The organism is Arthrobacter sp. NPDC093139 (genome assembly GCF_044754165.1).
In the GTDB taxonomy this organism is placed as follows: domain Bacteria; phylum Actinomycetota; class Actinomycetes; order Actinomycetales; family Micrococcaceae; genus Arthrobacter.
This window is the reverse complement of sequence record NZ_JBIVOO010000013.1, coordinates 1-19,873: the sequence shown is the minus strand read 5'-3', so window position 1 is coordinate 19,873 and position 19,873 is coordinate 1. Positions and strand designations below refer to the sequence as shown.

General features: G+C 64.7%; 18 protein-coding genes and 1 pseudogene. 10 read left to right on the top strand and 9 right to left on the bottom strand.

Annotated elements, in window-relative coordinates:
- Positions 1–31 precede the first annotated feature (31 nt).
- Both ACIP90_RS17300 and ACIP90_RS17295 read right to left on the bottom strand, forming a co-directional pair.
- Positions 32–1,741 (bottom strand): RecQ family ATP-dependent DNA helicase, encoded by a 1,710-nt coding sequence (locus ACIP90_RS17300; RefSeq protein ID WP_400580798.1) that lies wholly within the window; start codon positions 1,739–1,741, stop codon positions 32–34.
- A gap of 67 nt (positions 1,742–1,808) precedes the next feature.
- The gene (locus ACIP90_RS17295) at positions 1,809–2,099 is read right to left on the bottom strand and encodes a YegP family protein (protein WP_400580797.1); all 291 of its coding nucleotides are present in this window, start codon (positions 2,097–2,099) and stop codon (positions 1,809–1,811) included.
- A 211-nt stretch (positions 2,100–2,310) separates the two neighbouring features.
- On the opposite strand from ACIP90_RS17295, the gene ACIP90_RS17290 reads away from it, so the two are divergent.
- The gene (locus ACIP90_RS17290) at positions 2,311–2,646 is read left to right on the top strand and encodes a cupin domain-containing protein (protein WP_400580796.1); all 336 of its coding nucleotides are present in this window, start codon (positions 2,311–2,313) and stop codon (positions 2,644–2,646) included.
- Positions 2,647–3,036: 390 nt separating this feature from the next.
- Positions 3,037–4,134: a TM2 domain-containing protein gene (locus tag ACIP90_RS17285; protein ID WP_400580795.1), complete on the top strand. Its 1,098-nt coding sequence runs from the start codon at positions 3,037–3,039 to the stop codon at positions 4,132–4,134.
- Between the two features lie 97 nt (positions 4,135–4,231).
- Here ACIP90_RS17285 and ACIP90_RS17280 read toward each other — a convergent pair whose 3' ends face one another.
- Positions 4,232–4,918 (bottom strand): haloacid dehalogenase type II, encoded by a 687-nt coding sequence (locus ACIP90_RS17280; protein ID WP_400580794.1) that lies wholly within the window; start codon positions 4,916–4,918, stop codon positions 4,232–4,234.
- Between the two features lie 135 nt (positions 4,919–5,053).
- On the opposite strand from ACIP90_RS17280, the gene ACIP90_RS17275 reads away from it, so the two are divergent.
- From ACIP90_RS17275 to ACIP90_RS17255, 5 genes and pseudogenes are all read left to right on the top strand, one after another.
- A complete protein-coding gene (locus ACIP90_RS17275) occupies positions 5,054–6,343 on the top strand; it encodes a serine/threonine-protein kinase (RefSeq protein ID WP_400580793.1) in 1,290 nt (429 codons plus the stop codon).
- Positions 6,340–6,798, top strand: a complete 459-nt coding sequence (locus tag ACIP90_RS17270; RefSeq protein WP_400580792.1) for a hypothetical protein — start codon at positions 6,340–6,342, stop codon at positions 6,796–6,798. Before ACIP90_RS17275 ends, ACIP90_RS17270 begins: the two co-directional genes overlap by 4 nt.
- A 399-nt stretch (positions 6,799–7,197) precedes the next feature.
- Positions 7,198–7,542, top strand: a complete 345-nt coding sequence (locus ACIP90_RS17265) for a DUF6176 family protein (protein ID WP_400580791.1) — start codon at positions 7,198–7,200, stop codon at positions 7,540–7,542.
- Positions 7,543–7,699: 157 nt separating this feature from the next.
- A pseudogene (locus ACIP90_RS17260) lies at positions 7,700–7,864 on the top strand (DUF1326 domain-containing protein); the annotation flags it as partial.
- Positions 7,865–7,994: 130 nt separating this feature from the next.
- Complete coding sequence (locus ACIP90_RS17255; RefSeq protein WP_400580790.1) at positions 7,995–8,822, top strand: DUF2182 domain-containing protein; 828 nt, start codon at positions 7,995–7,997, stop codon at positions 8,820–8,822.
- Between the two features lie 88 nt (positions 8,823–8,910).
- Here the strand turns inward: ACIP90_RS17255 and ACIP90_RS17250 are convergent, their stop codons facing one another.
- Positions 8,911–9,990, bottom strand: a complete 1,080-nt coding sequence (locus ACIP90_RS17250; RefSeq protein WP_400580882.1) for a glycerophosphodiester phosphodiesterase family protein — start codon at positions 9,988–9,990, stop codon at positions 8,911–8,913.
- A gap of 267 nt (positions 9,991–10,257) precedes the next feature.
- Between ACIP90_RS17250 and ACIP90_RS17245 the strand changes: the two genes are divergently transcribed.
- Positions 10,258–10,881: an Ig domain-containing protein gene (locus ACIP90_RS17245; protein ID WP_400580789.1), complete on the top strand. Its 624-nt coding sequence runs from the start codon at positions 10,258–10,260 to the stop codon at positions 10,879–10,881.
- A 179-nt stretch (positions 10,882–11,060) separates the two neighbouring features.
- Positions 11,061–12,197: a hypothetical protein gene (locus ACIP90_RS17240; protein ID WP_400580788.1), complete on the top strand. Its 1,137-nt coding sequence runs from the start codon at positions 11,061–11,063 to the stop codon at positions 12,195–12,197.
- A 10-nt stretch (positions 12,198–12,207) separates the two neighbouring features.
- Here ACIP90_RS17240 and ACIP90_RS17235 read toward each other — a convergent pair whose 3' ends face one another.
- The 4 genes from ACIP90_RS17235 to ACIP90_RS17220 all read right to left on the bottom strand — a co-directional run bounded on the left by ACIP90_RS17235 (position 12,208) and on the right by ACIP90_RS17220 (position 18,108).
- Positions 12,208–12,534, bottom strand: a complete 327-nt coding sequence (locus ACIP90_RS17235; RefSeq protein ID WP_400580787.1) for a DUF6457 domain-containing protein — start codon at positions 12,532–12,534, stop codon at positions 12,208–12,210.
- A gap of 78 nt (positions 12,535–12,612) precedes the next feature.
- Positions 12,613–14,214, bottom strand: coding sequence for a serine hydrolase domain-containing protein (locus ACIP90_RS17230; RefSeq protein ID WP_400580786.1), 1,602 nt, complete (start codon positions 14,212–14,214; stop codon positions 12,613–12,615).
- Positions 14,215–14,431: 217 nt separating this feature from the next.
- Positions 14,432–17,398, bottom strand: a complete 2,967-nt coding sequence (locus tag ACIP90_RS17225) for an FAD-binding and (Fe-S)-binding domain-containing protein (RefSeq protein WP_400580785.1) — start codon at positions 17,396–17,398, stop codon at positions 14,432–14,434.
- Between the two features lie 53 nt (positions 17,399–17,451).
- On the bottom strand, positions 17,452–18,108 hold the full coding sequence (locus ACIP90_RS17220; RefSeq protein WP_400580784.1) for a GntR family transcriptional regulator: 657 nt from the start codon (positions 18,106–18,108) through the stop codon (positions 17,452–17,454).
- Positions 18,109–18,774: 666 nt separating this feature from the next.
- Here ACIP90_RS17220 and ACIP90_RS17215 point away from each other — a divergent pair.
- A complete protein-coding gene (locus tag ACIP90_RS17215; RefSeq protein WP_400580783.1) occupies positions 18,775–18,999 on the top strand; it encodes a hypothetical protein in 225 nt (74 codons plus the stop codon).
- Positions 19,000–19,338: 339 nt separating this feature from the next.
- On the opposite strand, the gene ACIP90_RS17210 is transcribed toward ACIP90_RS17215, so the two are convergent.
- Positions 19,339–19,873: GntR family transcriptional regulator (locus tag ACIP90_RS17210; protein WP_400580782.1), on the bottom strand; the 535-nt coding region annotated here is incomplete at its 5' end.

Genomic DNA, 19,873 nt, shown 5'->3' with positions numbered 1-19,873 from the left:
CTCGAGCTGTCAACGTATTACTGCCGGCCGGTCACGTCGCCAGCGTGAGCAGCTTTCCCTCGGTCACGGCCTGGCGGGACAGCGTCTTGTAGCCCTCCTGCTCGAAGAGCACCGTGATCACGTCCTCCTCGTGCCGCATCACGATGCCCGGCCCCCACTCCTTGTGCACGACGGCAGCCTGGAGCGGGAAAGGTTCCCCACCCGCGGCGGCCGGGGCGCCGCCGTCGTAATCCTCCTCCTGGGCCGAACCGTCCGTGCAGGTGTCGCAGTTGCCGCACGGCTCGGGCATGTCCTCGCCGAAGTAGCCGAGCAGGAACTGGCGGCGGCAGGCGTCCGTCTCGGCGTAGCCGCGCATCATCTCGATGCGCGAGCGGTCCACGCGCTGTCGGGCTTCGGCGACTTCGACGGCGCGTTCCACCACCGCGGGCAGTTTGGCGCCGGCGTCCAGCCGGATGCCGCGCTTGCCGGCCTTGACCGCGCGGGTTTCCTCCAGCTGGTTCAGCAGCCCGGTCAACCTTCGCGGGGACATGCCGGTCTGCCCCGCGAGCGCCTTCTGCGTGAGCGGGCCGTCGGCCGCCCGCAGGGCTGTGAGGACGGCCAGCAGCGACTCCTCGTCCGGGGTGTGCGTGCCGAAGAACCTGCGCAGCCCAAGGTCCTCGGGCCGGTAGTGGAGCACGGCTGCGGCAGGCTGGCCGTCGCGCCCGGACCGGCCGATCTCCTGGTAGTAGGCGTCCAGGGACTCCGGGATGTCGGCGTGGATGACGAAGCGGACGTTGGGTTTGTCGATGCCCATGCCGAACGCGGTGGTGGCAACGACGACGTCAAGCTCGTCGTCGAGGAACCGGTCGTGGACGCTGTCCCGGTCGCTCTGCTTCCGGCCGGCGTGGTACGCCTCGGCCCGCAGGCCGCGTTCGGAGAGTTCAGCGGCATATGTTTCGGTGTCCTTGCGGGTGGCGGCGTAAAGCAGGCCCGGACCTATGAGCCCGGCAACCTGCTCCACGACGGCGCGGCGCTTGTCCCTGTCCTCGAGGTGGCGGAGCACGTCCAGCCGGATGTTGGCACGGTCGAAGCCGTGAACCAGGACCAGCGGGTCCCGCATGCGCAGGCGCTGCTGGATTTCGTCGCGGACCGGGGGAGAGGCCGTCGCCGTGAGGCCGACGACCGGCGGGTTTCCCAGCTGCCCGCGGACCTCGCCCAGACGCAGATAGTCAGGGCGGAAGTCGTGGCCCCATGAGGAGACGCAGTGGGCCTCATCCACCACGAACAGCGCAACGTCCAAGGCAACGAGCCGCTCCACGGTCTCGGCCTTGGCCAGCTGCTCTGGCGCCAGGAAGAGGAAGACGGCGTCACCGCGTTCGGCCGCTTCCCACGCCTCGCCCACGTCCCCATCGCTGCGGCCGGAGTTGATGGCGACGGCGGCCTCCCCGCCGAGGTCCTCCAGCAGACCGTCGAGCTGGTCCTCCTGCAGTGCTATCAGCGGGGAAACGACGACGGCGGGACCGCGCCTTGCGCTGTCAGCGTGCCGGTGCAGGTACAGGGCGGCCACCTGGTAGATAGCCGATTTGCCGTAGCCCGTGGGCATGACGGCGAGGACGTCGCGGCCCTGCACCAGGGCCCGCATGCCGGAAAGCTGGCCGTCCCGGAGGTGAGAGAGCCCCAAGGTTCCGGCTGCGAGCCGGCGGAGGCCGGCGTCGGGATCTGTGCTGTTGTCGGCGGCTGATGGGGCGAGGGCCTCGGTCATGGAGCAGCTCCGTGGGGCGGTCCGATGGCCGGGTGTCTTCAGCCGTGGAATCTACCCTACCTGCCGGTCAGATGGAGTGCAGGCCCCGGTCTGCGCCCGGGAACCGCGTGGGGGTGTGAATCCTCATGGTGGCCTGGGCGGGCCTGGACTTGGGTATGATGACTTCCCCGTGGCCTCCACGGCTCATGTCGCGGATGAGGCCGGTCCCGGCAATCTCCCTGGTTACGGAAATCCCCGCGACGGCTGCCTGCTTCGACGGGTAGGTCACCGAGGTCGCCACCAGGCGTCCCGACCCGTCCAGGAGCCGAACGCGGAAGCCACCCTCCGGAGCGTCGATGAGTTCAAAGTGTCCAGCCATGACAAATCCCTCCGTTCGTGATGCGTCTTCTCATATGTCCCGATTCTATTTTGCGCCAATTCAGCCCTGATGGCGCGGGCCTGAGGGCCGCCGGATTCAGGCGGCATTGTGGGGACCCGACACGAGCCTGCCGGTGGACGCGTTGCCATGCGGTGACAGCGGTTTTCCCTGCCCCGTTTCGTTGCCCCCCGCGGATGGGTACGGTGACCACATGCAGAAGATTTCGATTGAGGCACTGGCAACGCAGCAACTTGAAGCAGCGCGTTCGGTCGGCAGCGGGCGCGCTGCCGACACAGTATTTGGTGGGCACGAGAAGGTGATGCGCCAAACAGTGATGGCGCTGAAAGCCGGCACCAGTCTCAGCGAGCACCGAAACCCGGGGGAGGCAACCATTTTTGTGCTCCGCGGCTCGCTCTGGCTTCGGGCCGGAGGGGAATCCTGGCAGGGCAAATCCGGAGATTTGCTGATCATTCCAGACGGACTGCACAGCCTGGATGCCGAGGAGGATTCTGCCTTTCTGATGACGGTGGCGAAGATCACATCGTAGCCGGCGGTGACCTTCGCCGCACCGGGATGGACAGTGCTGTTTTGACTGTCCGGGCACGTGTACTATCCCTTCAGGAGGCGGCGACGCCGCAGCGTCAAACTGGGGGATATCAGGCATGAGCAAGCGATAAATGCTGTGTGAAATCAGCCATGAAATCACTCATGTGGGATCGCTCTGTGAGACCACTCGTGTGAACGTACCGTGCCGTCCGGAATCGCCAGCCCTCGAGGCCGGAAACCGGACAGTTTCCCAGCGCTACCTGTAGCCTGCCCTTCCCGCCGAGCCAGTGGTCGCCCCAACGGCTCTGCACCCACCCGCGTCAATCGGCGCACCCCCGCCATCCCACCCCTCCTCGGTGACCCCTGCCGTCACCAGCCCGAAAGGACCGCCATGAGCCAGCCCGGCCAAACCCCGCCACCACCCCCGCCGGCCGACTACACCACCTACGGCGCACCAGGGTTTCCCGGGCAGCAGTATGGCTCAGGCCTGCAATATGGCGCGAGCCCTTATGGTGCAGGCCTGCAGTCTGACTCGGGCTGGCAGTTCGGCGTTGCTCCACAAAAGTCTTTCCTCGCCACCTGGCTTTTCTCACTGTTTCTCGGAAGCCTCGGCGTGGACCGCTTCTACCTCGGCAAGATCGGTACGGGCATCGCCAAGCTGCTTACCCTCGGCGGCGTCGGCGTCTGGGCGCTTGTGGATCTGATCATCACCCTGGCGGGAAAGCAGACGGACAAGGGCGGCCGACCGCTGGCGGGGTATGCGCAGCACAAGGTGCTCGCGATAGCGGTCTCGGCAGTGCTCGTGGTGGGCGGAATGATTGTCGGCGCGGTCACCGGGGCCGCGGCTGCCCTGGCCATCCAAAGCGCGGCCACGTCGCCGATTGTCTCCGCCGCACCGATCACGGAGGAGCCCGTTGCTTCGGAACCGTCCGAATCGGCACCTGCCGCGTCTCAGGAAGCGATAGCCGGTGACGACCGCCCGCGCCTGGCCGCCCGGTCCTTCACAGGAACCGGCGACGCGATTAAATCGGTGGACCTGCAGGGCCTGCCTGCGCTGGTGACCTTCACCTGCAAGGCGTGCACCGGCGAAACGGTGCTGGAGACCGACGGTGCGGAGATCATGCTGGTGAACACCGTTGGCGGCTACGCAGGCTCCCACCTTGTGGACACCAGCACCGGTTCTGTCACGTCCCAGTTCAGCATCAGTGCCGATGCGGCATGGACCCTGAAGGTGGAGGACGTTGACGCTGTACCCACGGCGACCGGCAAGGCGCGCGGGCATGGCGACGCCGTTATTTACTGGGATGCTCCGAGCGACAAGGCTGCCATCACCAACAACGGCGAGGGGCAGTTCCTCGTGGAGGGCTTCGGGTCCGAGATTCCGGAACTGCCCGTCGACGAGGAGGGCACCTACAGCGGTACGGTCCAGCTGACGCCCGGTTTCGTGCAGATCAAGTCCGACGGTGACTGGACTCTGACCGCGAAGTAGGAAGCTTCGGCGGGAGGTTGCTGGGGGTGGCTACCGCACTGACTGACAGACGGCCCCGCCGGACGTAGCGTCCGGCGGGGCCGTCTGTTTAAGTGCTTCAGTCCGGTCGGGCGCCCGCAAGCGTCCGCGCCAGCTCAGGCAGTGATGGCACCGTGTAATCGGGTTCCGCGAAATAAGCCGGATAGGGAGCCCCGGAACGGTTGATCCATGCTGTGCCGAGTCCCGCACGCGCGGCGCCGTGGATGTCCCAGGGGTGGACCGCCACCAGGAGCATCTGATCCGGGTCGGTTCCGCAGGCGGCGGCTGCAAAGTCGTAGGCTCCGCGGGCGGGCTTCCAGGCCGGGGCGTCGTCGACTGACAGCAGGAGATCGAAGCTGTCCCGGATCCCGGCGGTGGTGAAGAGATTCTCCGCGACGTCGGTGGAGCCGTTCGTCAGCGTGGCAAGCCGGTAGCCGGCCGCCTTAAGGGACGAGACACCGTCCGGCACGTCGGCATGGAGTTCCAGCCCGGCCATGCCTTGCATGATGTGTTCCACGGCCGCGTCCGCTTCCATCCTCAGGTCCAGGCCGGTGAGCAGCCCGCGCAGTGCCTCCGCCCCGATCTCGGCAAAGGCGCTGTTGTCCCCGGCCGCTGTGAGGGCGAAGCCGTCGCGGAGCAGCGTGGTGAACCACAGTCTGGCGAGCGACGCCGGCGCACCGGTCTCCGCGAAACGGTCAGCCAGCGGGGACATGTCGGACAGGGTTTCGTTGACGTCGAAGACGATGACGGACGGGGCGGTTCTCACGGAATGGCTCCTTCTCCAGCGGCTGGTCAAGCCCAGTCTTCCGCGCGTGGAGCCTGAGCGGTAGATCCCGGCAGGCAGGGGCGGGCGGGGCGGCAGTGACATGGCTAGAGTGGATCTAGTGGAAGGCAGGTGTCCATGACCGAAGACACGGAAACCGGGATGGCTGGAACGGTCCTCCGGGAGCGTTACAGGGTCGAAGAAGTGCTTGGCCATGGAGGCATGGGAAGCGTCTACCGGGGAACGGACCTGGTCCTCAGCCGGGACGTCGCCCTCAAGATCTTCCGTGCCGACATCACCGACCCGGAGGAACTGGCGAGGCAGCAGACAGAAGCCCGGACGCTCGCCAGGCTGAACCACCACGCCTTGGTCACGCTCTTCGACACCGGTACTCTGCTCCGCGGCCAACGGGAAGTGCCCTTTCTGGTCATGGAACTTGTCAGTGGAACTGATCTTCGCCGCCACCTCGCATCCGGGCCGCTGACTTCCGCCGAAACGGCCCGGCTAGGAGCCGAGCTGGCTGAAGCTCTGCACTACATCCACGATCGCGGCGTGGTGCACCGCGATGTAAAGCCGGCCAACATCCTGCTGACCCGTTATGCGGCGGATTCCCCGTTAAGGCCTAAGCTCGCGGACTTTGGAATCGCACGAATGCTCGACGGGGCCAGGCTCACCGCAATCAACATGATTCCCGGGACAGCGGCCTATTTGAGCCCGGAGCAGGCCAGCGGAGAGAACGTGGGACCGCCGGCAGACATCTATTCGCTGGGCCTGGTGCTGCTGGAGGCTCTTACCGGGAAGGTGGCATTCCCCGGACCTCCGATGGAATCCGCGGTGGCCCGTCTCTCCCGGGTTCCGGACATCCCGGATGCCCTGGGCCCGCAGTGGAAATCCCTGCTCGCTGCGATGACTGCCCGGGACCCACAAGACCGGCCGGACGCCGTAAGTATCGCAACAACGCTGGGCATGGCCGGTGAATGGACCGTGCCAGCCAAATATCCACCTGTGGCGAAAACCGCAACGGAAGCACTTCCCACGGCCACCCGGGTGCTGAGCGCGGACGGTCCCAGGGTTCCTCAATCCGAAGGCAGGGCGGGGCTGCAGGGTGATGCCCGGCTGCCTGCCCTCTCGGCCAGCCAGGTAACCAACGCCACGTCGTGGCATCCCGTCCCGGAGATGCCGGCACGCGAACCAGCCTCCATGGAGCCAAAACCGGTCCGGCAGCGCCCCTGGAAGAAACTCAGAAGCATCCGGAGCCGCCGGCTTTGGGTCTTGGTTGCCGTCGCAGCTCTGGCCGTGGTCCTCGTGGGAGTACTGCTGACGTCCATTCAGCGGCCGGCCCCGGCACCGGTGGAAACACCGTCGCCGGTTATCCCTGGGCAAATGGGCGAACACTTTAAAGAACTGGAAGAAAGCGTCACACCATGAACCAACTGCTTACCTCCGTTCTGGCCGCCTGCCTTGGGCTTTCACTGGTAACTGCCTGCTCGGCTGCGCCCGAGCTGGACGCCGGAGTCGCCGGGAAACTGCAGGACCGCGTGGCTGCAGCGAAACAACTCGCCGCGCAGCAGAACTTCCCCGCAGCGCTGGCTGAGCTTGAACAGCTTGGCCAGGACGTGACAACGGCTGCAGAACAGCGCCAGGTGTCACAGCAGCGAAAAGCCCGGATCGAGGCCGCCATCAGCACACTCAAGGACGACCTTGAAGCAGCCATGACACCGACACCCGAACCGCTCCCAACAACTCCTGCGACTGATCCTTCAGACACCAAGAACCACAAGGATCAGGAAGAAGACGCGCAAAAGGAGGCCGAGAAGCGGCAGGAGGAGGCGAAGAAGGACGCCGAAAAGAAGAAGAAAGACCAGGACAAAGGCGACGGTTGATAACCGCTGCTCCTTCTGAACACTGTTGTAGAGTTCCTCGTCGTGCTTGAGGGGCCTTTCTAAGAGTCAGCAGTTGTTCTACGGTTGCGGCTATGAGGCTGCACGTAACCTACCAAGGTGGAGACAAGGACAGTAAGTCAGAGCTTCGAGAATTATCGGAGTTCCCGATAGAACTTCCTGGGGGCAGATACGACTTGACCTTCAGACACGCGAGTCAAGAACCCGACCCAACTGAGGCCGTGGCTAAGTGGGTGGCGCAAGAACAGCCGGCAGAGCAGTCCTAGCCGGCTGTTCGCGAGCAGACGAGTACATTGCTCTGCTCTTTTTCTGCGCCCATTTACCGCGTCTCCCGAAAGAACTAGGATCGGGCCCTGGCTTACGGCACGGAAGGGAACCGTCATGGAGTGCATCGTTTGGTCTCTCCCGATTCTGCCCGGCAAACTGGAGGCGTGGAAGGCACTCGCCGAGAACGCCAAGGGGGAGGACTATGACCGCTCCCGAAAGCGCATGGGCGTGGTTCGGGAAGTTGTATCACTGATGCAAACCCCGGAAGGGGACTTCGCGTGCATCTTTCAAGAGGGAAAGGATTTGGCCAAGGCCTTCCAGATGGCCGCCGAGTCAGACGATCCCTACGATGTGTGGTTCCGGGACCAAATCAAAGAGATCCATGGACTGACACTGGAAATGTTGCAGGGACCCCCGCCGGCGGTCGTCGCCGTCGACTACCGAAGCGACGAGCGATAACGAAACGGGGCTGTTTCAAGCGTAATTTCGGCATATTGACATGCGGATCACCCGGGAATGCCGTCTGCCTTAACGGGGTTCTCCGCCCCGTTTCTAAGTATTTCGGCGCCAGCACTGGGCCGCTTCTGCTTGGCGAGGGCGCCTGCGAGGAGTGCTCATGTCTTGGGAAATGTCCGGAACTTATGTTGGCAACTGTAACTGCCAGTTGATTTGTCCGTGCCCCGTCGACGGCGTGCCCACCGGACGGGACGGCCAGTGCCGCGGCGTGAATGTCTTCCATATCGCGAGCGGACGGCTCGACAGTACCGATCTGTCGGGAGTCGACTTCGCCTTCTGCAGGAAACCGCGGATTTCACCTTCGCCAGTGAGATGGCCGAGGACGCCCCCAAGGGCCGGGTCTGAGCGCCGCAGCTCATGCTGCTCAGCTCTTCGCGAGAGGCAGTGCGCACGGTGTGCGCACCGCCGTTTCGGCTGCGTTGCCGTCCGGTTCTTCGGGCGCAGCGTCTCTTCCGCGTCCATCCTCGTCCAGGCTCGATGCACGCGAGGCCGGTCTCATCGCGGTCCTGCTCGGGTTCGCGGCTGCGAGCTGGGTCTTCAATTCAGCGCAGATGAGCGGGATGGACATGGGCCGCTGGACCGACCCTGGCCCGCTGGGCTTCTTCGTCTCTACCTGGGTTGTGATGCTGGCGGCCATGATGTTCCCGTCCGTCGCGCCGATGGTCGTTGCCCACAACCGGATACATCACCACCGCCGCCGCATGGGACGCCACGCCCCGCCGGGGAGCACCGCGGTATTCGTGGCCGGTTACCTGATCTCGTGGACGGCCTTCGGCCTGGTCGCCTACTCGCTGTACGGCTTAGTCGCGGCGCAGTCTCCGGGGCTCTTCGCCCCTGACCAGGGAGGCCGCTATCTGGCCGCGGGAGTGATTTTGGTGGCGGCCGTTTACCAGCTGACCCCGGCCAAGAACGTCAGTCTGATGAAATGCCGGACGCCCATCGATTTTATCCTGCACCGCATGCGGCACGGGTACGGCGGCGCGCTGCGGATGGGAGTCGAGCACGGTGCGTGGTGCGTGGCATGCTGCTGGGCGCTGATGACGGCGCTGTTCGCGCTCGGTGTGATGAGCATCGGCTGGATGGCGGTGATCGGGGCATTCATCGCCGGCGAAAAGATGCTCCCCTGGAAACGGCTCGCAAACCGGTCCGTTGCGGTGGCGCTGGCCGTGATTGCACTGGCCATTGCACTGTCGCCCGCGGCGACCGACGGGATGACGATGTAGCAGGGCGTTTGTTCGGCGGCAACCCAAGCGCGAGGCGGACGCCCCCAAAACGGGGACGGCCGCCGTCGTACTTTTCTAAGGGTGAGGATCAGCTGTTCAGCGTGTACGGCTTCGGCAACTTCAGGCCGCGCTGGTCCATAAGGGTACGCAGGCGGGTGGGGTAGTCGGTGATGATGCCGTCCACGCCGAGGTCCATCAGGCGGGCCATGTCCGCGGTGGTGTTGACGGTCCAGGGGATGACGGGCAGGCCGAACTCGTGGGCTTCGGTGATCATCTGCGGGGTGACGGAGCGGAAGTCGGGGGAGATGACGTCGTAGCCCTGGGCTTTGGCGGCCTTGGCGAGGGAGCCGTTGTAGTCGTCGATGTCGATGCCGCCGAGGTTCGGGCTGGCGCCGGGCTGGCCGACTTCGAGCCAGGCGTCGCCGCTGGAGAGGGCCACGAGCGGGAGTTGCGGGGCGATCTTCCTGGTGTAGTTCAGCGAGGACCAGTCGAAGGACTGCAGCGTGGTGCGGTGGGACATCCCGGCTTTATAGATCTCGGTGACCACGGCCTTGGTGAGCGCCACCATGCCCTCGCCACCGGCCTTGCCGTCCTCCACCTTGGTTTCGACGTTGAAGCGGACCTTCCGGGCATTGAAGCTGGCTGCCAGCTCAAAGACGTCCTTGAGCTCGGCGATCTTGTTGCCGTCGATCACTTCCTGCTCCGGGTAGCCGGGCAGCTGCACGAAGCCGCAGTCCAGGGTTTTGACCTGGTCGAGGGTCAGGTCCGCGACGCGGTCGCCCACGTACGGGAATTCGGCGTCGCCGGGGATGGCGGGGCTGGTGTCGCGGCACTTGTTCGCCTGGATGGAGTCGTCGTGCCAGACGACGACGCTGCCGTCCTCGGTCAGGTGGGTGTCCAGCTCCAGCGTCGTCACGCCCAGCTCCAGCGACTTGGCGAACGCGGCCAGGGATTCCTCGGTCCATTCCCCGCGGCCCCCGCGGTGGGACTGCAGGTCAAAGGAACCGTTGCGTTCGCGGGTCTTAACCAGGTTGGTGTCTGGTGACGGTGCGGTTCCGGCAGCGTTCGACGACGGCGTGCCGGCGTCCGCGGTCGGGGCGGCGACGGCGGGGCTCGCCATTGCGGCGATGAGCGCGGCGGCGGCCGCGGCAGTCAGGACTGTGCGCAGGGTCATGGTTCCTCCCGGGTGGTCGGTGGTCGGCGCTGAGCCGCCGACCCGTTCACCGTAGGAAGGCCAGATGGACGGCGGTGTGCGGGGAGTTGGATGGGAGGTGAACAGGTGCGGCCAACCGCAATGTCAGCGTCGCCGAAAGGTCCCAGTGTGGGCCGCTTGAGCTTCATAGGGTTTGTTGGGTTTCCATAGGGTGCGGGCGTCAGGATGTCCTATTTCAAATAGGTAGCGAGGAGATACCTCGCCCACATTAAGGAGTCCCTGATGCGAAAATTGCTGATATTGCTTCTTGTCCTACCGTTCCTGGTGCTCGGAGTGCCGCCCGCGCAGGCCGCGACGTGCACCATCGACCCCCAGAGTGAACCTGTGACCGGCCAGGTCGGGACCGAGCTCACTTACTTCATCACCGTGACCGATTGCGCCTCGTCGAACAAGATCCCGACGTTCAAGGTCGTCGACGGACGCCTTCCCGCGGGCACAAAGCTGTTTGACTTCGCTGGCAGCTCCGGGCTGATCAACGGAATCCCCACGACCGCCGGCACCTTCACGTTCACGGTCCAGGTCAAGGACGAGACCCGTGCAACCGACACGGAGACCTTCACGATCGAGATCCTCCCGCCAGAGGCGCCGACCATCACCACCGAGGCGCTCTCCAGCGGAACTGTCGGCGAGTTCTACTGCTGCGGCAACCTGTTCGCCAGCGGTGGCGTCCAGCCCTACACCTGGTCGGTGGTCGCCGGGGCCCTCCCGCCCGGCCTGGAACTGCCCAAGCGGGAGAACACCATCTCCGGAACCCCCACCACAACCGGCACGTTCACCTTCACAGTCCGCGTGACAGACGATCTGGGCGCTTTCTCAGAAAAGGAGCTCTCCATCACGATCAGTTGAGCGTCAGCCGGCCGCGTCGACGATCCGTCGACGCGGCCGGAAGCAGCAGCCGTACTGGCCGGCTGGCCTCTTTCGAGGAGGCCGCCGCGCCGCAGCCTGCGCCCTCGCCCGCCGGTAGACTTCAACCGTCGGGACGCTTGCTGCCGTCACGACACGTGAACATTTGGGGGATTCTTTCCGTGGGTTTTTTGAAGCTGGCCGCCGCAGCCGCTGCCATCTCTGTTGTGTCGTTCGGGGTTTCGCCCGCATCCGCAGATCAAGGCACGGTGATAGGCCTCCCCGGGCCACCCGTAGGTGTTGCGGCGAGTTCTGACGGCACGGTCTTTGTAACCCGTTACGACTGGTCAGGCGGCATGTTCGTCTTAACGCCGGGTGCCAGGGTGCCCGCACGTACGGTCCGCACCGGCAACTTTCCGACTTCGGTGGCATCAGCCCCGGACGGAACCCTGTACTTAGTGCAGAGTGGGGGCTCGGACCAGCGGGAGATCGCTGTCCTTCCCGGAGCAGCTGACGAGGTGGCCAGGACCATTCCCGTTTCACACGGGGAGCATTGGCTTGCCGCCGGACCGGATGGTTCTCTTTTCGTTGCCAACCCCAATGAGGGAACCGTTTCAGTCATCCTCCCGGATGCCGCCACGATTGCTCGGACCATCAAGGTGGGCGCTGGCCCGCGTGCCGTGGCAGTGGCGAAGGACGGCACTGCCTTCGTCACCAACGAGCATTCCGGCACCGTCTCAGTCATCCCCGCAGGTTCGGGTACGGCCTCCCGCACGATTGACGTCGGGCGCAAGTCGAATCCTCACGGAATCGCCGCCGCCCCTGACGGCACCGTGTACGTCACCAACGTCCTCACAGACGAAGTCGTGGTCATCGAACCGAAGACGGCGGCCGTGGCACGGCGCATTCCTGTAGGCCGTTCCCCTCAGGAAGTCGCCGCCGGCCCGGACGGCTCCATCTACGTCACCAACAGTGTGGACCGCACGGTCTCGGTGATCGGACCAGGAGAATCCGACGTCACAAGGACCGTACCCGTGGGAAAGGAGCCGGGACGTCTCGCTGTGACCCCGGACGGCACTGTCTATGTGGCAAACCGTGCGGGCAACTCCGTTTCGGTCCTCTCGTCGGAAGCCACCGCAGCGAAGGCGGGATCGGCCACGCCTGAGGCGGGACCGGCGGCGGGACCTGAGCCCCTTCAGGACAGCTCCAACAAAGCCGAAGTGAGCTTCTTCATCGGAGGCGGAGCCGCTGTCCTTCTTGGTGCCCTGGTGGGTGTGGGATTCTGGCTCCGCCAAAGAGCCAAGCGCAAGGCAGCGTAAGCGCCGTCGCTTACTGGGCGGTGTCCGCCCAGCCCTGGTTGGCCGGACCGCCGTAGGCCCCGTCCTCACAGAGCTGCGCCGCGACCCCGGCGGCCTGCGCGATCGCCGCGGCTGAGGCTTTGGAGCCTTCACTGCCGCTGCCGGTTGCGAGTCCCGCGGCATAGCCCACCATGAGCGAAGTGATCGGCGCGGCGGCGTGGGTCACTGACCGCGCCGATTTCCTGGCGAGGTCCAGAACCATTTCCTGGTCGAATTCGAGGTCCAGGAGCTGCAGGGCCTGCGCCAGCCGGTTGCTCCATTGCGCCAGGATCTGTGCCTCGTCGTCGTCGACAGCCATGTTCTCTCCTTGATAGCGGCCATTGGGGCGGTGCCTCCCGCCCGGTGGCCACGACACTACAAGGCTTTCCGGCGTAAGTCACCGGTGGATGTCTGGACGTGCCCGCATCCGGACGAGCAGCCACACAGTGCGGGGGACCGGCCAGATGATGGCCAGCGCGAGCACCGGCACCAGCAAGGCGCCGACGTCGGGGAACTGGCGGACGATGACGGCCAGGTTGGTGTCGAACTTGGCGGGGGCGTAGATGAAGCACAGCCACAGCGCGAATCCGTCGAGGGCGAGCCCTGCCAGGCCCACCCCCCATGGCGTCCACGGCTTGTCGGCCGCGGCGGGGCTTCGCCGGAGTACGGAGAGCGCCAGCCACAGGCTCAGCAGTTCCGCGAGCAGCAGTGCCAGCGAGACGGCCCAGCTGTAGCGCTGAAGCCAGTCCTCCTGCACCACCGCCGGCGCCGGGGGCTGGCCGTGGAGGATCCGCAGGATGTTGGTGTCCATGGCTTTGAGCCGTGACGGGGCCGAGGTGTCATTGGCGTTGATGACCATGGCGACGCCGAGGCCGGAGCTGGGAACCAGAGCCTGGTAGGTGTGCGAATTCCCCCATTCCCCTTGATGCTCCACGAGCAGCGGGTGGGTATCCGGGCCGGGCGGTTCGCCAGGGGCGGCAGATTCCACGAGCGGCCGGGTGAACCAGCCCATGGCGTAGCCCTTGGACTCGTCCACCCGGACCCGGGGCTCGAGCAGGGCCTTCACACTGTCGGGCCGGAGAATGCGCCGGTCACGGTACAGGCCGTTGTCCAGCAGGGCGATCAGTTCGTGGCTCTTGTCCTCGGCGGAGGCGTACATGGTGGTGGACGGCATGCCGGTGGTGGGTGCGGGCACCTCGGTCTGCTGCCAGAACGTGCCGAACCACAGGGAATGTCCGGCTGCCGCGCTGTCTGTGCGGGCAGCGGCGCGCGTGGTATGGCTGTGGGACATCTCCAGGGGCTCGAACAGGTGCTGCTGCACGTAGTCCCCGAACGGCTGGCCGGAGACCGTCTGCACCAGAAGGCCCAGGATATTGAAGTTGGCATTGGCATACCCGAATGCTTCCCCCGGAACCCCTGCCAGCGGGGAACCTGACAGGGCGCGCACACCTTCTTCAATGGCTTCCGGGCCCTGCGCGTCCGAGCCTTCGAAGGCCGTGTCCTTGGCCGCCATGCCGCTGGCCTGGTGGAGCAAATGGCGGACGGTAATCTCCGATGAGCGGCTGTCCCGCAGAGTGAACCAGGGCAGGTAGGTCCGCACAGGCTCATCCAGCCGGAGCCTGCCGGCCTCGACCTGCTGCATCACGGCAATGGCCGTGAGGGACTTGGTAGTTGACGCCAGCAGCACCGGAGTCTGGGGCGTCATGGGGCGCCCCGAGTTGTCGGCGCGGCCAAACGCGGCGGAATGCACCTGGACGCCGTCCTTGACGATAACGACGGCGGCTCCCGGCAGCCCCATTGCGTTAATCTGCTCCCGCAGGAAGGCGTCCACCGCCTCAAATGCCTCATCGGGGATGGCAGGCCCTGCAGCAGGCTTTTCGACGGCGGTGGGCGGCTGGGTGCCGACCGCCGCAGGGGCCGGCGTGGTGAACCCGCAGAACAGGCAGGCCACCAGGAAGCATGACAGAATCCAGCGCGATGACCAGGAAATTTCTCGCATGCCCGCACCTGCTTCGCCCTACCGTCCCTTCACGGTAGGACCGGGCAGGCGGGAAAACAATGCATCATCCCGGGCGCGTTCGGTTCACTTGACCGGCCCCGCCATACCTGCCGGTTCATGTGCAGTTCATCTGCCTGGGAAATGCGGACCGTGCCGGCCCATGCATGGAGTCCTGTTGGCCGGCACGGTCCGCGGTCTATGGGCAACGCAGCCCTGTTCAGCCCTGCCGACGCCCGCGCCGTGAGGCGGGTCCTTCAGGTCCCTGAGTGTTCTCCGGTGTTTTCTTCGGGATGGTGTTCCGGGGATCAAGGAGTTCGGCCAGATGGAGGCTCTTGCGCTCCGGTTCCAGCTGCTTGACCTGCATTGCACAGCTGAAGCCGTCGGCAAGGACCGGTGTCTCTGCCGCAGTGCTTTCAAGGGCAGGAGCCAGTGCCTGCTGTGCCACTTTCATGGAGATGTCGTAGTGGTTGGCTTCGAACCCGAAGTTTCCCGCTACGCCGCAGCAACCTGTTGCCTCCGCGACATTGGCTACTCCCAGGGCCGCCAATGCCTTGCGCTGTACGGTCGCCCCGAAGGTTGAGTACTCGTGGCAATGGGTCTGCACGGTTACCGCGGACGGCACGGCCGGGGGCGTCCAGCCGCCGTCCACCCATTGCTTCACGGCTTCGGCGAAGCTCTGGATCCGGTGTGAAACGCGTTCGGCGGCTTCGGTGCCGAGAAGCTCGGGGCCGTCCTTTTTGAGGGCTGCGGCACAGCTGGGTTCGATGACGACGATGGGGGCATCGCTGCCGTCATCCAGCTTGGCCACGGTCCTGCCCAACATCTTCTTGGCAGCGTCGAGCTGCCCCGTTGAGATCCAGGTCAGGCCGCAGCAGGCGTCTGTCTCGCAGGAGACCTGCCTTCCGGTCCCTTCGATAACCCGTGCAGCTGCTCCGGCCACCTCCGGTCGGAAACCCTTAGTGAAGGAGTCGACGAAGAGCACTGTGTCAGCGGCCGCCGGCGTCTTTGCGAAATCTGCGAGGGCATCGCTGAGCATCTTTCCGGAGGCGAATTTCGGCATGGCCCTCTTCGTGGTGAGACCACCTGCTGCTGCCACCACCTTCCCCAGCGGGCTCGCCAGGACTGCATTGACCAGCGGGCTGATGCGGGACGTGAGCTTCAGCCACCTGGGCAGCCACCCGAGCGAGAAGTGCGACATCGGCCGGAGCCTGCCCTCGTAGTAGTGCGAGAAGAACTCCGACTTGTAGCTCGCCATGTCCACGCCAGCGGGACAGTCGTTGGAACAGGCCTTGCAGGCCAGGCACAGGTCCAACGCCTCGCGGACATCTTCCGACTTCCAGCCTTCGTCGACGGTCCGGGCGCCCCGGACCATGTCCTGGAGCACCCTGGACCGTCCGCGCGTCGAGTCTTTCTCGTCCCCTGTGGCCCGGTAGCTCGGGCACATCACTCCGCCGGAGTCCGAACGGCATCTGCCGACGCCGATGCAAGCCTGGACGGCATGCACCCAGGGGTCGGCTCCGGCCGCGGCGGCCTCTACGGGCCGGAGCTCGAAGTGCGTTCTCCACTCACGCTCGGGGATGCCCTCGAGGGCCAGGTTGGCGTCAAACGGATCCGGATCGGTAATCGACCCCGGATTCAGGATCCCTGCCCCATCCCACATCCTGCGGTATTCCTCGAACGCGGCGAGCATGCCGGGGGAATACATGTGCGAAAGCAGCGCAGAGCGGGCACGGCCGTCGCCGTGTTCGCCGGACAGGGAGCCTCCATGGCGGACGACAAGTTCGGCGGCTGCCTGCGTGAACTTGCGGAAGACGTTGCGGCCCTCTTCGCTGCGCAGGTCGTAGGTGATCCGGATGTGCATGCATCCGGCCCCGAAGTGCCCGTACATGATTCCGGTCAGTCCATAGTCGTCCAGGAGCGTCCGGAAGTCGGCCAGGTAGGCTGCAAGGTTCTGCGGGGCGACGGCGGAGTCCTCCCAGCCGGCCTGGGATTCCCCGCCACTGGCTGGCCTCGATGACAGGCCGGCGCCGTCCTCCCTGACCCGCCACAATGTAGCGCGTTCAGCAGAGTCCGGAACGGCACACCCATCGACCAGGCGGCCGTTCGCCTCGAGCCGTTCGAGCAGCAGGGCGGCCTGGCGGGCCACTTCATCCGGGTCGTCGCCGTCGAGGTCAACGTACAGGAACGCCTTGCCCTGGGGCAGCCCCAGGACGGAGTCGTCTCCGCGGCGCAGCCGCATGGTGTCAACGATGGCCTCGTCGATGCCTTCGACCGCTGCCGGGGAGAAGTCAAGGATGGTCTCGATGTCCTTTGCGGCATCGACCACGTCGGCATAGCCGAGGCACACCAGCAGTGCACTGGATGGCTTGGGGACGAGTTTCATGCGGGCGCGGACGACGACGGCGCAGGTTCCTTCGGTGCCGACCAGGGCCCTGGCAACGTTCAGACCGTTTTCCGGCAGGAGATTGGCAAGGTGGTAGCCGGAAACCTGGCGCTGGATGCGGCCGAGTTCAAGGCGGAAAGCAGACAGGTTGTCCTGGGCGAGTTTCTTGAGGTCTTCGCCCAACTGGAACGCGCGGGATACGGAGTAAGCGTCGGACGGATCGGTGGCCCGGACGCCGTTGTCTGATGCGGTGAGTAAGGCGCCGTCGGAAGTGACGACGTCGATCTCGTGGACGTGGTCGGAGGTCCGTCCATAACGCACCGAGTGGTTGCCGCAGGCGTCGTTGCCGATGGCGCCGCCGATGGTGGCACGGTTTTTTGAGGACGGGTCGGGGGCGAAAGTGAGGCTCCCGCCGGTTGCCCGTTCAGTTTCGCGGGTGAGCTGGGCAAGCACGACGCCGGCCTCGACGTCCGCCGTTCCTGTCGCCTGATCGACGGCTATGATCCGGTTCATATGGCGCGAGAAGTCCAGCACAACTCCCGGGCCGATCGCGTTTCCAGCCATGGACGTCCCCCCGCCCCGGCTGATCAGGGCAGTTCCGGTTTCCCGGCATGCCGCCATGACGGCGCGGACGTCGTCGACGCTGCGTGGAAATACAACGCCGAGAGGCGGGACCCGGTAGTTGGACGCGTCATAGGAGTATGCGGCCAGCCGGTGACCCGAGGCTTCCACGGGCACGCCCGCGGCCTGAAGCTTTGCCAGGATCGGTGCACGTTCCGGGGCAGTGATCTTTGAATGCATGGTGCGCTTTCCACTTGGATTGTCATGGAACGGTTTCGAGTTGTGTTGCCGTACTAGTGCTCCCGGGAGAGTTCTTCCTGGGTTCTCGTGCTGAGGAACGCTTCGGCGTCGTCCAAATGGGCCGCCCAAAGCTTCAATGCCTTCTGCGCGTTGCCGGCTATCAGCGCATTCAGGAGCTCAGTGTGTTCATCGTGAAGTGTGGATACATGCAAGTACCTGGGGCGAAGGAGTGCCATCAGGAGGCGGATCTCTGTGGAAATCGTCTGAAAGAGCCTGCTGAGCCGTGGCGAGTCGGCGGCTCCCACGACCGCCGAATGAAAGCCCATGTCAGCCTGTGCCGCAGTTTCCCAGTCCTGGTTATCGCTTACCTCCGAAAACCTCGCGAGCGATTCCCGGATTGGTCCCATGTCGGCACCGCGACAGACCGAGCGGACCGCCTCGAATTCGATGAGTCGGCGTACCAGAAATATGTCGGCCACGTCCTGAACGGAGAAACGACGGACCCTGGCGCTTCGCCCGGTTTCACGTTCCAGGAAGCCATCAGCGATGAGGCTCTGCACCGCGACTCGGGCAGTGGGCCTGGCCACCCCCAACTGCTGGGCAACGTGGCTGTCCTTGAGCACTGCCCCCGCTGAGTAATCCCCGGCGAGGAGGCTGCGTTCCAGTCGGGTGCGTACAGCGTCCGCAACTGTCACTGCTTCATTTATCACCCTAAAACTGTATAACAGCTATACATTTCCTCCCAAGACCTTTCGAAATGCGGGGTAACTCTTACGATCCTGCTGGTGGCTGCAGGGAGGGCAAGTGCGTCCCGTGCTACTCCAGGGCGGTCCCGTTGCGCCGTGCGAGGAGCTTCAGTTCGCGCACCACTGCATCGATCTGATCCGATCGGGAAGCCGGGGGGGTTCTGGGTGCTGGTTCCAGATCGCGCGCACTGTTGAGGGCTCCAGTTCGGATCCGACTAGGTGCAGCTTGTTGGGCGCTCAAGGAATCGGAGAAGGGGTCGTGGAAGAGCAGTTCGATTCCTTTTGGCACCGGGGCTGGACCCACCATTTTGCTGCCGCTATATGGCCCTTCCAGGTACATCGCTGCGTCTTGTTCCCTCAAAGTGACCCTCCCAGCTGAACATGGACGGCCAAGAGGATAGCCCCGAGGGCAAAGCCTGCGATACAGATCTGCGAAAGGAGGCCGGCTCTGGATCTCCTCCCCTGCGCCAGTGTGGCGCCGGAGGAGTTTGCGTAGCTGATTGCAGTTGCGCTCGTCAGGAATCCTGCCGTGATGAGAACGATCAAACTGAGCATCGGATCGTCCGTCCAGCATCTCCAACGAGCACGTGCGGCTGTGCATTCATGGCATGTCTAGTTAGGGAATGGGCTGTGGGAAATCGTGAGGTCATAGTCGTCCTCAATATGGAAAAGCCGTCGATGACCAAGTTCGTCGGTGACCCAAATCGTCCGGCCATCTTCAGTCCGATCATCAATCAAGCCCTTATGGCGGGGGACGCCCTGCTGGCTAAGGACGACGATGTCGCCCTGCTCGAGTGTGTTCCACGTGGCTGCGTGACTGCTCTGTCGCACTTTGTCTACCTTTCAAGGAGTTGAGGCTGAAGAAGGGTGCCTGGGGGCGGAATGCAATGGTGCAGGTGTCAGGCGATACGAGGAAATCTGAGAAGCTTCTGCCGTCCGGTGCCCCTGACCTGCTCTGACCCAGGAGGCTTCCGGGCGTGATCCGGAACTCGATGTGAAGTTCCCCCTCCACTTTATCGTCGATTGTTGACAATTGCTAGGGTAAATTCTCCCTTTTGCAGCCGGTGGCGCCGCTTAACGTGGAAGCGGCCGTTGCAACCCCTCAAGAATTCTGGGCGTTGCAACGGCCGCTGGGACCCGGCCTGGGCCGGACATGGTCACTGCAGAGTTACGGGGTTCGCGAACCCCGGGCCGCTATTTGTCCTGCTGTGTGGTGGCGGTGAGGTCCTCAACGGCTTTTTGCATGTGCCGTTTGATGGCCTTGAGGAGGCCTTTCCTGTCGCCTGCCTCCAGCAGATCCAAGACCTTCTGGTGTTCCTCCACCAGAACGTCTACCCACGGATAGGAGACTTCCAGGTTGAGGATGCACATCCGTGATTCGGCGGCCAGCGTTTCGTAAATCCGGATCAGCCGGGTATTTCCCGTGCCTGCGACGAAGGAGGTGTGGAATTGCATGTCCAGCCGTGCAAGTTCCTGCCAGTCGGACCCGGCAACCTGCTTTGCCATGTCCCTGATGACTTCCTTCAGCACTTCGCAGGTGTCTTGGAGCTGCTCGTGGCTGCCGTCGAGCAGTGTATTTGCAGCCGCTGTCTCGACGGATTCCCGGACCTCATAGATTTCCCTGATGTCGGCGATGGAAAGCTCCGTGACGAAGACGCCACGGTTGCGGTGGCTGACCAGGAGCCCTTCCTGGCACAGGCGCTGCAGCGCTTCCCGGAGCGGGCCCCGG